This is a genomic window from Paenibacillus sp. B2(2019) (assembly GCF_008370385.1).
Lineage (GTDB): Bacteria > Bacillota > Bacilli > Paenibacillales > Paenibacillaceae > Paenibacillus_AQ.
This window is the reverse complement of record NZ_VTZR01000011.1, coordinates 60,598-75,570: the sequence shown is the minus strand read 5'-3', so window position 1 is coordinate 75,570 and position 14,973 is coordinate 60,598. Positions and strand designations below refer to the sequence as shown.

Below are 14,973 nucleotides of genomic sequence, written 5' to 3'. Positions count from 1 at the left end.
TTCTGATAACCTCAATCATAACGCCTAGTACCAGTTCTCCCGTTTTGGCTAAGGTTCTCCCGGGATTAGCGGATGTGTCCAGAGAAGTGGCCGCTGAAGGTATTGTGCTGCTGCAAAATCCGGAGTATAAACCAGCAGGATCACAAGTAAATGAGAATGAACAAGTGCTCCCTATCAAGAAGAGTGAAAATGTATCGGTATTTGGCCGCATACAAGCGCATTATTACAAGTCAGGCACAGGATCTGGCGGTGCGGTAAGAGTAGATTATGTGAATGGGATTCTGGAAGGTCTTCGGAACAATCCCAGTCTCAAGTTAAATGAAGATCTGGCGAAGGTTTATGCCGACTGGATCAAAAAGAATCCTTTCAACAATGGCGGTGGTGGCTGGGCAGCAGAGCCATGGTCACAGGCAGAAATGCCTTTAACCGATGAAATTGTGGATGCAGCAAAAGCAAAAACGGATACAGCTGTGGTCATCATCGGCAGAACAGCCGGTGAAGATAAGGATAATACGGACGTCAAGGGTGCCTATAAGCTGACAGACCTTGAAGTAGACATGCTCAACCGGGTCTATGCCAAATTCGACCGAGTGGCCATCGTATTGAACGTAGCCAACGTTATCGATATGTCATGGGCTAAAAACTATCCCAAAGCTGCTATTTTGTACACATGGCAAGGGGGGATGGAAGGCGGTAGCGCAGTAGCCGACGTACTGACCGGAGACGTTACGCCAAGCGGTAAATTGAGCGACACGATTGCAGCTACACTTGCTGACTATCCTTCTACTGCACATTTTGGCAGCAAAACTGAAAATTCTTATAGCGAGGATATTTATGTAGGCTACCGCTATTTTGAGACCTTTGCTCCGGATAAGGTGCTCTATCCATTTGGGTACGGACTGTCCTATACCAATTTCAAGATCACGACTGATAATGTCAACGCTGGTGAGAATGAGGTTGCAGTGACTGTAACTGTTCAGAATACAGGTAAAGTGGAAGGCAAAGAAGTTGTACAGATTTATTACGGTGCACCACAAGGTAAACTTGGCAAGCCGGCCAAGGAGCTTGCTGCTTTTGCTAAAACCCGGCTGTTACAGCCTGGGGAATCACAGTCGATCACCATCACGTATGACACCAAAGATATGGCCTCATATGATGATAGTGGAATTACAGGTCATGATTCATCTTATGTTCTAGAAGCTGGTGACTATAATATTTACGTAGGCAACAGTGTAAGTGACAGCGAAAAGCAAGGAGTATACAGCCTTAATGCTTTGAAGGTTGTAGAAACCTTGCAGGAAGCGCTCGCGCCAACTAAGGAATTTGATCGTATCAAACCAGGACAACCGAATGAAAATGGTACTTTTACCACTGTCACTGAAAAGGTACCGACACGGACTACCGACTTGGATGAAAGAATCAAGCAAAATCTTCCTGCTTCCATTCCACAAACTGGGGACAAGGGTTATACCTTATTGGATGTATACAATCAGAAAGTGACTATGGATCAGTTCATTGCACAATTGTCCAACAACGATCTGGGGGCCATTATTTTAGGGGAAGGGATGTCCAGCCCCAAAGTTACTGCCGGAACCGCTGCGGCTTTTGGTGGTGTCACTAAAAATCTGCTGAAATTCGGACTCCCTATCGACAGTGCTGCCGACGGTCCTTCAGGAATCCGGATGGAGACCAATGCAGAGAAGGCAACCAGTATCCCGAACGGGACGATGCTTGCCTGTACGTGGAACACCGAGCTGAATGAAAGATTGTTCGATCTTCTCGGTAAAGAAATGCTGATTAACAATATCGATACGCTGCTTGGACCGGGAATCAATATCCACAGAAGTTCCCTGAACGGAAGAAACTTTGAGTATTTTTCAGAGGATCCGTTACTGACAGGCATCATGGCTGCTGCGCAGACAAGAGGTCTTCAGAAGAACGGTACATCGCCTACAATTAAGCATTTCGCAGCGAACAATCAGGAAACGGATAGACATCTTGTGAATGCACTTGTCTCTGAAAGAGCGCTTCGCGAGATTTATTTGAAAGGTTATGAAATGGCAGTAAAGAGTGGAAAGGCGCGTTCAGTGATGACGTCCTATGGTCCGGTAAACGGAACTTGGGCTTCCAGTAACTATGACCTGAATACGACCATCCTCCGTGGAGAGTGGGGCTTTGAAGGGATTGTCATGACAGACTGGTGGGCGAAGATGAGTGAGGATCAGGGCTTCTATGCCACTACCAATCGTTATGATGAAACCAACGGCAAAGCCATGGTCCGTGCCCAAAATGACCTTTACATGGTAATTCCGAACGATTATGCAGAAACGCATAAGAATCGGAATAACAGTACCTTTAATACGATGACATCGCTTGCTAACGGCAGTCTGACCCTGGGAGAATTGCAGCGTTCTGCCAAGAATATCACGAGCTTTTTGATGAAATCTCCAGCCTTTGCAAGAACGGCAAAGATTGATTATGTGGTCAATTATACGCCGGGAAGAGATTGGTTCCGGGTGAATACGGACAAATCAGGAGATCCACAGCTCTCTGATATTACGGTTGGCGGCAAAAAGATCAAAATATTTAATCCATTGAAACTCGACTATAAAGCCTTTGGTGAAACGACTGAAACTAGCAGCTATCCTGAAGTCAAAGCTACGGCGATAGCTGGTGTAGACGTAAGTATACGACAAGCCGATAAAGATAGACCGGCTGCTGTAATTACTGCTTCGGCCGGAGGAGAGAAACGGATCTACAAGGTTATTTTCTCTTCGGAGGAAGGCTTGGAACCGATTTTTGAGAATCCGACCTATGCTTATTTAAAGAATATCTCTATTGATGGTAAGCCGCTTGAGGGGTTTGCACAGACTAGGTTCAGTTATGATGTAGGTCTCAGTAACGGGGCTACTTTACCTGAAGTTACGTTTGAAACGAATGATGGTGTAAAAGCGACGGCCAACGTAGATCTCATCAATAAAAGAGTGACGATCAAATGTATCAGCTCCGATCAGGCGAATTCCTATGTGATACAGTTTGGTACGACACCACAGAGCGATGAGTTCGATAGTACAAATCTAAGCAACTTCTGGACGATTAATAAAGAGACTGCTACCAATACAGAAAACAACAAAAACTGGTCTTTGAGCACTGCTCTCGGCAATTTGAGAATCATCGCTGAAAGAGGCGACTTCTGGAGTGATCATGCAGATTTGAAGAACTATTTCCAGCAGGAGGCCTTCGGCAACTGGGAAGCAACAGTGAAAATTAATATGAGCAAAGCGCCAAATCAAAATTATAACGGCGTCGGCATCACGGCTTCACAGGATAATAATAACTATATCTGGGTGAAGTATGAATACAGTAGCGGCAAGATCATCGGTATGACCAAAGAAACCGGAGGTACGGAGCCTGTTACCATCGGACAACTGTCTGCCAGTCAGCTCACCAGTGTTTTTGGAGAAAAGAAAGAGCTGTATTTACGTTTGAAAAAAATAGGCAACAGCTATTCCGGTTATGTCAGCGCTGACGGCAAGGAATATATTTCACTTGGCAGTACAACTGCGAATTATGCCAATCCGAAGTTTGGATTACTTGCATCTAATGGAAGTCAGAATCTTACAGATCCATTTGTTGTTGATTTTGATTATGTCAGAATCAACAGTGATGTAGCTTTGGCAGTAAAGAAGATTGGGAAAAATACTAAATTGAAGGTAGCCGAGACGGAATTTGCCTCCATTACTCCGATAATCACGCCAGTAAGCAGTAATGATGTAGACGGCGGATTATGCTACACCAACACAAGTAAGGGAGAAGCCATCTCCTATAAGGTAAATGTAGAGAAAGAAGGCATGTACAAAGTCACATCACGAATTCGCTCTAGCCAATCGGATGTCGCCCAAATGTCCTTTGGCATCTATGATGGCGATAAGCTACTGGGTACCTTCGACCTCACCACGACTAAAGGGGTATGGAAAACCTTTAGAATTCCTGATATTCAGCTGTCGGCGGGTGAGCATACCCTTAGAATTGTATTTGAGAGTGCTGGTATTGACCTGAACTGGCTCACCTTCCAGCTGAAGCAGGACAATGTAGACACATCGGTGTTAGATGCGGATATCAAGGCTGCTCAAAATATCGATATGAATGCATATACAGCTTACAAAAAGCTCAAATTCAACGCTGTGCTGGATGAGGTTAAGGCTGTTCTTGCTGAGCCGATTAACGACGAGGTTGTTGCAGAAGCCATAGCTTCCTTGAAAGCGGCTATAACAGATTTGAGCATATCGTCTATACCAATCAATATTGCTCCGAGAGAAACGCTGAAAGTAGAGAGCGGTATTAGAATCTATCCTTATAATGCACCATGGATTTATGCAACGAATACCCAGTTCAGATTCGAAAGTGGTACGGACGCCATGAGTTATGTCAATTCTAATGACCTTGTTTATTTCGGTCAGGTTGACTTGACTAATCTTGTGGAAGTAAGAGTGCAGTATGCCCGTGAAGGCGGATCGTCTCCATCTTTTAAATTCTATACAGAGGCTGACAATACGGGTAAACCAGTTAAAAGAGCTACTACACAAGGAAGAGCATACGCTGATGCTTACAGCGGCGGAGGTTCTTTTGAACTTGGTAATGAATTTGCAAGCATTAGTTTTGCTCAGAAAGCAGGCGCTGCTTGGGGGAATTATGGAATGGCAAGCACTAAACAAACGCCTGGAAATTCTTACATTGATCATTATTTGACAGCGGAAACCTTCCTAGACAGAACCAAAGTGACTGGAAAACAAAATGTGTATATGATTTTTAACGGATTAAATGCAAATTTACAATATGTTGAACTCATTTATGCTGACCCGATTGAAGTCACCTTCGATCAGAATTATCTGGACTCACCGGCTCCTACCAAAGTAACCGCATTTAAAGGTGAAGCATTAAGCACCTTACCTCGGGTACCGGAACGTGAAGGCTACATTTTTGCTGGCTGGTTTGATAATAAAGAAGGGACTGGTAATGCATTAACCGTAGAAACGGTAATGAACATAAGCACGGTGTATTATGCCAAATGGACAGAAGATACCCATGCTAAAGAAATTATATCGATTGTTCAGCCGCAACTGCTGAGTGTGCCGTTCGGAACTGCTGCAGGAGAATTGAATTTACCAGCTACAGTGGAAGCTACATTGGGCAACAAAAGGGTAATTCACTTGCCTGTACAATGGGATAGTAAAGATTTCAACGGTGAAAAAGCGGGGAGTTATACGCTGGCAGGTAGCTTTGAGCTTCCTGAGGGGGTATTGAATAGTACCCATCAAACTGTTTCTATTACAGTGGTTGTACTGCCAGAAGGCACTAAACCTATCCAGATTACTAAAGTTGAGAAGCTGGAGGGCAAAAATGTTGAATTTGGTACTGCTTTTGATAAGTTGGAATTGCCGTCTTCAGTTACAGTAACGCTTGATACGTATGAGCAGAAGGAACTTGTTGTTAAATGGAGCCCTGCTGGTTATAACGGCAATGTGGAAGGATCATACGTGCTGAGCGGTACTATGGTATTAGAAGAAGGAATGATCAACCCTAATGATCTGAAAGCTTCCATCACCATTCAGGTAATGCCGGAAGTGATTCGTGTCGCTGAGATTGTCACAGTGCAGGATTTGGAAAGTAAGAGTGTTCCATTCGGCACTCCATTTAATGGATTGAAGCTACCATCATCGGTCATAGCTACTTTGAACAACGGTGAGACAAAGGCGATATCCATCGATTGGAATAGTGAAGGTTACAATAGCGATAAGCAAGGAGCTTATATCCTGAAAGGAGCGCTAGTACCTCTGGAAGGTGTTAGTAATCCCAAAGACTTGAAGGCATCCATTACGATCGAAGTACTGCCGGAGGTCATTACGATACCGGAAATCACGGCAGTGCAAGCACTAGCAAGTAAAAGCGTTGCTTATGGTACCAGTTTTGACGCACTGGAGCTACCAGCTTCAGTATCAGTAACCTTGAATACCGGGATGAATAAGGTCGTTTCTGTTCAGTGGAACAAGGAAGGCTATAACGGTAATACGGAAGGAACGTACACCATCAAGGGGGATCTGATCTTGCCTGAGGGTATAGCTAATCCACTTGGCCTGAAGGTACAGATCTCTGTGATCGTTAAACCTTACAGCGGTGGAGCTGGTGGTCAACCAAGTACAACAACACCGACTACCCCAGCGGTACCTTCAGTACCATCGATTCCTGGAGAAGTCGTAAAACCTGGAGAACAGCAGCCTCAGCCTCCAAAAACAGATGGAAAAACGAAGACACCGGAACTAATCAGACAAGAGCTTAAGAATAAGTTTAAAGATGCTACTCTAATTCCTAGCTGGGCAGAATCTGCGATTGCAACGCTGGTGGAGAGAAATATTATCGGCGGACGCACAGACGGAAGCTTTGATCCAAGTGGGAAGGTAAACCGTGCCGAGTTTGTTGCCATGGTAGTAAAAAGCTTCAACTTCAGCATGGGCGAGAATCAAAAGCAGTTTACTGACGTTCTGAAAGATGCTTGGTATAAAAACTATGTTGAGATTGGGACTTCTAATCAACTGATCAATGGTATCGGTAATGGCATGTTTGCTCCTAATAGCAGCATTAGCCGTCAGGATCTGTGTGTAATTCTATTCAATGCATTGAAGAAACTGAATGTTGAATTGCCGCAAGCGACTAACCATGACTTCCCAGATGATGCTTCTATTGCGGGTTATGCTAAAGAAGCGGTCTATGCCTTCAAAGATCTTGGTATAGTAAATGGAGGCAGCGGTGGAAAAATGGATCCGACAGCTTCGGCCTCAAGAGCTGAAGCAGCTGTGATCATCAACAATGTACTGGATTACTATGCTAGCGTAACAAGCTCTAAAGTGAAATAAACAAAATAAGGGTATCCCGGCGCCGATTTTCAATCGGTTAAGGATACCCTTATTTTGTTATATCGTAGCTTTACTAAAGCGGCCGATGTAGCGTCCCCAGCAATTCCCCCATCTTTACCTTCGTGTTGACCTCAAGCTTGGGTCTCGGGGTAAAAGTACCGCTCTCCATAAGCAGTACTACAGTGGAGCCGAACTCGAAATAGGCTAGATCATCGCCGATTTGCCACTCGGTAGCGTTAGCATCCGTATACCCGATGCTGCTGACGTTCATCGCGCCTACCTTTACTACTGCGGTTTCTCCGTAGTCTCCGGCGATATACGTGATAAGACGTTCATTGCGATTCAGTACGCCCTTCATATGTCGCATGCCGAAATCGTTGACAGGATAGGCTCGTCCACGAATATGATCACTCTCAACCTTATGTCCAGTAAGGGGAGAGTGAATCCGGTGATAATCCGTAGGACTTAGATAAAGGACGAAGAAAAATCCTCTCTTGTATAGCTCCAGATGCGGAGAATGATTCAGTAGATCCTCGATCTTATAATCCTGCCCTTTTACATTCATAATCGTACCAGAGGAAATGTCACCCATAGCAGTAATCATTGCATCTACGGGACTAACTAAAGCGTCAGCATCGGTTGCAATAGGCCGCATGCCAGGCTTCAGCCGGCGGCTGAAAAACTCATTAAGAGTGAGATATTCTCCAGGATTCTTCTCCGCTTGGGCGGAGGGGATTTGATAAGTCTTAATAAATACCGGGATTAGAAAACGGCTGAGTCTACTATGAGAAAAAGACCCCATTAACCGTGAAAGCCATCGGTGCGAGGATAGCTCGGTCATTAGCCGCAGCAATTGTTTTACCATGCCCATCTCCCTTCCATAATACAGCAGTACGGTCGTATGTGGCCGCCTTCTGCTCTGCATTATATTGACATAGAATAGGAGACAAATCAATAACTGTTATATATGAGGCTGTTCTTTTCTAGTAAAAAACGTGCGTATCCCATAGGTCTTCGGTAACTCTCCTTCCAAATCTCCGTAAGGCCGGCTTTGTGAAATCCATAGCGTTGGTCGCGGCCATTGCATTCTATGAAGAAGATGCGACCATCCTTTGTAATGCCTATATCCAGTCCGATATCGGCCAGCCCTGGAAGGTCTTGTTCGAGACAACGAGCTATAACAAGGCTAAGTTTTTCGACTGCCATACGGATATGGGCCGCTATTGCTCTAGAGAAGGCTTTTTCCAGCGCAAAGGAAGAGCTTAACGCTTCTCCTCCACGGGCTATATTAGAGACAAACCCCCCAGGGGGCGCTAGTTTAGCAAAGAGACCGGTAACCTGCCAATCGCCTCCCCAGCCACGTTGAACGGTGACACGTAAATCAAAGGGACGTCCTCCAATCTCAGCAAGGGGAATACGCTCCTGCACGAGATAAGGGACAGAGGCAAGACGTGCTCGGAGCATTTTTGGCAGCGCCCCCTGATATACGGGAGTACTTATCCAGCGCCGCATGGAGGGGGATAGATAATTTAAGCTCCAGCGCTGAGGCCCTTTACGAACCAGTCGCATGACCCCATTCCCGATGCTTCCACGGCAAGGTTTAAGAATAAGATCGGGGTAACGATTCATCATTTGTTTGAGTCCAGATACGCCAGTTGTTGCTGGCAAAACCTCACGCAGCTCTTCATGCTGCTCAAGCAGTTCATGGATCTCATCCTTACCGTATCGATTGCAAGTATTGTACACCAAAGGATGGTGCCGCAGCAGACGTTGCATTCCTGGGCTATTCTGGCTGTATATGGCCCGGTTATGGATGACAGTTGGCGTAGGAACTACTACGCTTTTATATCCATGAGATCCCTTTATATAGGCGGCGCTGAAGCCTGAGTCTGTATCGATGTCCGCGAGCTTCAGAAAGCAGGGGACTAAGCCGTATGCAGCGGCCGCCTCTTCATAATTGGATAGAGACTCCTGTCCTGTTTTTAGCCGGGGAACGCCCCGGTGCATATCGGCATTTAGTAGTATTCCAACGAGCTTATGCCCCATGTTTGTTCCTCCTGTTTCTTCGGTCACGTGATTCCCGTTTTTACTACTCTAGTCATTGTATGTTTGTACCCGCATGTCAGGGTGGACGAATGCGCGGTGGCAGAAGCCTTTTTTTTAATATAAGAAAGTATAAATTTCATCAGAATCTTATAAAGGGCTTATCGCAAAAGGGTGTCATCAGCCCATACCGCTGCATATGATGCCTAGGAGAAACAATAGATGGAAGGAGGAGACTGCTTGTGAGGGGTTCCAAAAAAAAGCAGCCGCGCAGTCCACAAAAACGACTTTATTTTGTAGATAATCCCAATACAGAGGAACTGAGTATGCTGGATACCAAAAGCAGCTCTAAGGATTCAGGGAGTATCAGTGACGGAGTCAGCAATTCAGAGATTGCGGAAGTTCAGGTAAGTGGAGGAGGAGTAGCTGAAGTCGTTCAAGAGGAACTCATTTCTGCTCCAGTCCTGCAGCCGGAGCCTATGGTGGAGGTGCAGCTTCAGAAACAGGCGGATAATCTTTCTGAAACCATATGGTTCGCTCCCGAGAAAGAACGGTTTCAGCCTGTTTATACAGATGATCTATCAGATGCAGCGGTTACTGGAGCCAAAATTGCTCCACGCACCATTGACGGTTCTAAGCTGAAGTTCGGCATTATTGGTACACCATGGCTGCAAGATTACGCTGTGCAGAGTATCAATATCGCGGACAAGGCAGTTACTTCTTCGAAAATCGCGCCTGAATCTATAGTGGGTGAGCATTTAGCAGAAGGAAGCGTTAGTGGTGGAAAGCTGCTGGATCATTCCATCAGTGGAGAGAAGCTGAAGAACGGTAGTATTAGTCCAGAGAAGCTGGCTGATCGGATTATCGGCGGCGGTCAAATTGCAGATAAAGCTATAGAGAGCCGTCATTTGAGCGATCTGATTATTACGGCGGATCTACTGGAAGATGGCGCGGTTACTGGTGAAAAAATAGGAAGTAGCAGTATCACAGGCCGCCACGTGGCAAACGGGAGTATTGACCGTTCCAAGCTAGCTGATGCAGCGGTATCTGGCGATATTATAGCCGATGGTGAAATCAGCAGCTCCAAGCTGGCTGATGCTGTTATTGAGGGGCGCCATCTTAGCGATGCTCTGATCACCGCCAGACATTTGGCTCCGGGAGCGATCGGTCCAGAGCAGCTTGCCAGCAAGCTGATTGGCAAGGGACAGCTCCAGCCGGGTGTGATCGAAGGTGCACATGTAGCGGATGGTGCTATTGGTTCCAAGCAGCTAGGTGCAGAAGTAGTGAGAGGCATCCACCTAAGTGCAGAAAGCGTACACGGTTCCCATATCAGCGACGGGGAAATAACGAGTCGCCACCTAGCTGACCGAAGTATCTCCTTTTTAAAGCTAACAGAGGGTGCGGTAGGTACTGCACAGCTGGTTGAACAAGCGGTCACCTCATCGAAAATCGCTGATCAAAGCATACTCGCACATAAGTTAGCAGATGAAGCTGTAACCACCAGACATATTGCCAAATCCGCCATACGCGGACCGCAAATCGCTATGCAAGCTGTTTCCTCTAATCATCTGGAACGTGAGGCTGTGAACCACTCCCATTTAGCTTCGGAAGCGGTAGGCTCGGAGCAGCTTATGGATGAAGCTGTGCATACGGATCATCTATCCTCTGGTGCTGTTACTGGAGAAAAGCTGGCTTCAGAGTCTGTGGGTGCGGAGCATCTGCGTCCACAGAGTGTTACATCCGCCAAGTTAGCGGACGGAGTGGTAAGTTCAGCTAAACTAGCAGCAGGATCGGTGATTGGAAGCACGATTGCTCGGGAAGTGGTGAGTGGGGAGCATATTGCTTTTTGTGCTGTGGAGGAGAAACATCTAGCAGATGCCAGCGTGAGCGGTCGTGCCTTGCAGGATGCTGTAGTGGATAAAGATCATCTTGCCACTGGAGCTGTGGAACGGAGACATCTCGGTGAAAATAGTGTGACTACCGCTGCGATTCAGTCCGGCTCGGTTTCGGGAGATAAGCTGGCTTCTGCTGCGGTAAGAGAGATTCATTTGGCCGCTGGAGCAGTGCAGCCACATCATCTGGCTGATCATGCGGTGACATCGTTAAAGCTGTCCCCCGAAAGTGTATCGACGGATAAAATTAGTGATTTGTCGGTCACTTCGGCTAAGCTTGCTGATGGAAGCGTAGATTCCAGTAAATTAGCAGTGTCGGCAGTTCAGGCAGAGCATTTATCTGTGAATGTGGTTCATTCGAAATCCATTAGCGATAGTGCGGTTCAGAGCAGACATATGAATCCGGGAAGCATTGGCGGGGCGCATATCCGACCGTTGTCCATCGGAAATGGCCATATCATTCCTAATTCCATCTCTTCGATTCAAATACAGGAGGGCAGCATTAGTGGCTCTAAGCTAGCAAAAGGGGCTGTGGATTCCCAGCATCTTTCAGCGGGGAGTGTAGACGGAAGCCATCTATGCATGGATACGATTGAAGGACGTCATATCGGGCATGGTGAGATCAAGCTGGCTCATCTAGCTGAAGATGCACGTAGCTCCGACTTGCTGCCAGAAGGCAGTGTTACCGGAGAGAAGCTCGCAGAAGAATCCGTAGATTCTATTCATCTAGTACCTGCAAGTGTAGACGGAAGTCATCTGAGGCTGGGTGCAGTAGAAGGTCGTCACATTCAGCATGGTGAAATCACACTTGCTCATTTGGCAGAAGAAACGTTTAGCTCTGAGCTACTGCCTAACGGTAGTATTACCGGCGAGAAGCTCGCTGAGGAATCCGTAGGTTCTATTCATCTCATGGCCGGAAGCGTAGATGGCAGTCATCTGAGCTCGGATACAGTGAAGGGACGTCATATTGGGCACAGTGAAATCACCTTAGCTCATCTAGCCAAAGATGCACGTAGCGCAGACTTGCTCCCAGATGGCAGTATTACCAGAGAAAAGCTGGCGGAAGAATCTGTGAACTCAAATCATCTTATACCTGGAAGTGTGAATGGCAGCCATCTGAGCCCAGATACAGTAGAAGGCCGCCATATCGGGTACGGTGAAATCACCTTAGCTCATCTAGCCAAAGATGCACGTAGCGCAGACTTGCTTCCAGACGGCAGTATTACCAGAGAAAAGCTGGCGAGAGAATCTGTAAATTCAAATCATCTAATACATGGAAGTGTGGATGGTAGTCATCTGAGTCCGGACGCAGTGGAAGGCCGTCATATCCGAAATGGTGAAATCACATTAGCTCATTTGGCAAAAGAAACGCGCAGCTCTGAATTGTTACCCGACGGTAGTATCACCAGTGAGAAGCTGGCAGTAGAATCCGTAGATTCAAATCATCTAGTGCCAGGAAGTGTAGATGGCAGTCATTTGAGTCCAGATGCAGTGGAAGGCCGTCATATCCGAAATGGTGAGATTACGTTAGCTCATTTGGCAAAAGAAACGCGTAGCTCTGAATTACTGCCGGACGGCAGCATTACCGGTGAGAAGCTTGCAGAAGAATCCGTTAGTTCTATTCATCTTGAACCTGGAAGTGTAGGGAGTAGTCATCTGAGTTCGGGTGCAGTAGAAGGCCATCATATTGGGTATGGTGAAATTACAATGGCTCATCTAGCACCAGAGACACGCAGCTCAGAATTACTGCCAGATGGTAGCATTACCGGTGAGAAGCTGGCAGAAGAATCCGTAGATTCAAACCATCTGGCACCAGGAAGTGTAGAGGGCAGTCATTTGAGCTCAGGTGCAGTAGAACGACGTCATATCGGGTACGGTGAGATTACCCTGGCTCATCTAGCACCAGAAACACGCAGCTCCGATTTCCTGCCAGATGGTAGTATTACCGGTGAGAAGCTGGCAGAAGAATCCGTAGATTCAAACCATCTGGCACCAGGAAGTGTAGAGGGCAGTCATTTGAGCTCAGGTGCAGTAGAACGACGTCATATCGGGTACGGTGAGATTACCCTGGCTCATCTAGCACCAGAAACACGCAGCTCCGATTTCCTGCCAGATGGTAGTATTACCGGTGAGAAGCTGGCAGAAGAATCCGTAGATTCAAACCATCTGGCACCAGGAAGTGTAGAGGGCAGTCATTTGAGCTCAGGTGCAGTAGAACGACGTCATATCGGGTACGGTGAGATTACACTGGCTCATCTAGCCGAAGATGCACGAAGCGCTGACTTACTTCCAGACGGAAGTATTACCAGAGAAAAGCTAGCGGAAAAAAGCGTAAATTCAAAGCATCTTGTACCAGGAAGTGTGGATGGCAGTCATCTGAGCCCGGATACAGTGGAAGGACGTCATATCGGGTACGGTGAGATTACCCTGGCTCATCTAGCACCAGAAACACGCAGCTCCGATTTCCTGCCAGATGGTAGTATTACCGGTGAGAAGCTGGCAGAAGAATCCGTAGATTCAAACCATCTGGCACCAGGAAGTGTAGAGGGCAGTCATTTGAGCTCAGGTGCAGTAGAACGACGTCATATCGGATACGGTGAGATTACACTGGCTCATCTAGCCGAAGATGCACGAAGCGCTGACTTACTTCCAGACGGAAGTATTACCAGAGAAAAGCTAGCGGAAGAAAGCGTAAATTCAAAGCATCTTGTACCAGGAAGTGTGGATGGCAGTCATCTGAGCCCGGGTACAGTAGAAGGACGTCATATCGCATACGGTGAAATTACCCTAGCTCATCTGTCAGAAGAGGTTCGTAGTTCTGATCTGCTGCCGGACGGCAGCCTTACCGGAGAGAAGTTGGCGGAAGCATCCGTAGATTCAAATCATCTTGTGCCTGGAAGTGTAAATGGAAGTCACCTGAGTCCAAGTACAGTAAAAGGCCGTCATATCCGGCACGGAGAGATTACTCTGGCTCATCTGTCAGAAGAGGTTCGTAGTTCTGATCTGCTGCCAGATGGTAGCATTCCTGGTAAGAAGCTGGAGGGTGGATCCATTCATGCTTTCCATCTGGCCCCAGGCAGCGTGTATGGGGGGCATTTAGCGGGGGATACGATAGATAGCCGTCATCTGCGATCTGGGTGTATCACCTTGAAGCATCTGTCAGAAGAGGTGCACAGCTCCGATCTGTTACCGGATGGCAGCATAACAGGTGGAAAGATTGAAGGCGGAACTATCCAATCATTCCATTTGGCCCCAGGTAGCGTCTTTGGTGGGCATTTGGTAGAGGAAGCGGTGGATGGTCACCACATTCGATCAGACAGCATCACCTTGAAGCATTTGTCAGAAGAGGTCCGCAGTTCCGATCTATTGCCGCAAGGCAGTATTACTGAAGAAAAGTTAGCCGAAGGCTCAGTGAATGCTTTACATTTGCAGTCGTGGAGTGTGTACGGAGAGCATCTGGCTGACAAAATCGTAGAAGATCGGCACTTGCAGCCCGGTATCATCAAATTGGAGCATCTCGCAGATGAAACTCGCACCTCAGCGCTGCTTCCGGATGCTAGCATCGATGGAGTAAAGCTGAAGGCAGGAAGTATTGAGTCCTCTCATCTGAGTGAAGGTAGTGTGGGAACGACAGAGCTTCAAGATGAAGCGGTGGTGGCTTCCAAAATCTCTTCCTTCGCTATTCAAGCGCGTCATCTAGAGGAAGAGAGCGTTCAAGATTATCATATTGCCCCCGGCGCAGTAAATGGGTTCCATTTGGCACCGAGTTCTGTGAATGCTGAGCATCTATCCTTCAGTCCGATTCAGACAGCAGGGAAGCGAGAGGCGCTTCAGCAGTTTGGAATGACAGCATTCATGTTCAATGGGGATGCTGAGAGTGTGGAAGTGACCGTATCGTTCGATGAGAACTTTGGTCATACCGGTTATGTGCTCGTCGCCATGACGAATCAACCATATTTCTATGCTTCCTTGAAGAGCAGAGCCAATGGAGATGCAGTGATACAAGTGGTGCGCTTGCGTGAAACTCCGCATTTCTATGGGGTCATCTCTTGGATTGCTATCGGCGCTCCATTAGCCAGACCGGCAGTGGATGATCGTGTGTTTGATTAATTCGCAATGATGATGTA

Annotated in this window: 4 protein-coding genes; 2 read left to right on the top strand and 2 right to left on the bottom strand. The window is 47.0% G+C overall.

Annotated elements, in window-relative coordinates; genetic code table 11:
- Nucleotides 1-44: 44 nt before the first annotated feature.
- A complete protein-coding gene (locus tag PAENI_RS08670; protein ID WP_262495559.1) occupies nt 45-6,911 on the top strand; it encodes a glycoside hydrolase family 3 C-terminal domain-containing protein in 6,867 nt (2,288 codons plus the stop codon).
- A gap of 73 nt (nt 6,912-6,984) precedes the next feature.
- On the opposite strand, the gene asd is transcribed toward PAENI_RS08670, so the two are convergent.
- Both asd and PAENI_RS08660 read right to left on the bottom strand, forming a co-directional pair.
- The gene (gene asd / locus PAENI_RS08665) at nt 6,985-7,776 is read right to left on the bottom strand and encodes an archaetidylserine decarboxylase (protein WP_042191516.1); all 792 of its coding nucleotides are present in this window, start codon (nt 7,774-7,776) and stop codon (nt 6,985-6,987) included.
- Between the two features lie 86 nt (nt 7,777-7,862).
- Nucleotides 7,863-8,957: a YheC/YheD family endospore coat-associated protein gene (locus tag PAENI_RS08660; RefSeq protein WP_149644982.1), complete on the bottom strand. Its 1,095-nt coding sequence runs from the start codon at nt 8,955-8,957 to the stop codon at nt 7,863-7,865.
- Nucleotides 8,958-9,196: 239 nt separating this feature from the next.
- Between PAENI_RS08660 and PAENI_RS08655 the strand changes: the two genes are divergently transcribed.
- Nucleotides 9,197-14,956, top strand: coding sequence for a WIAG-tail domain (locus PAENI_RS08655; protein ID WP_149644981.1), 5,760 nt, complete (start codon nt 9,197-9,199; stop codon nt 14,954-14,956).
- Nucleotides 14,957-14,973: the final 17 nt, after the last annotated feature.

What these genes read in the sequence shown, in the direction of transcription:
- asd (WP_042191516.1), bottom strand. Translation starts at nt 7,776, where the DNA reads ATGGTAAAACAATTGCTGCGGCTAATGACCGAGCTATCCTCGCACCGA.
- PAENI_RS08660 (WP_149644982.1), bottom strand. Translation starts at nt 8,957, where the DNA reads ATGGGGCATAAGCTCGTTGGAATACTACTAAATGCCGATATGCACCGG.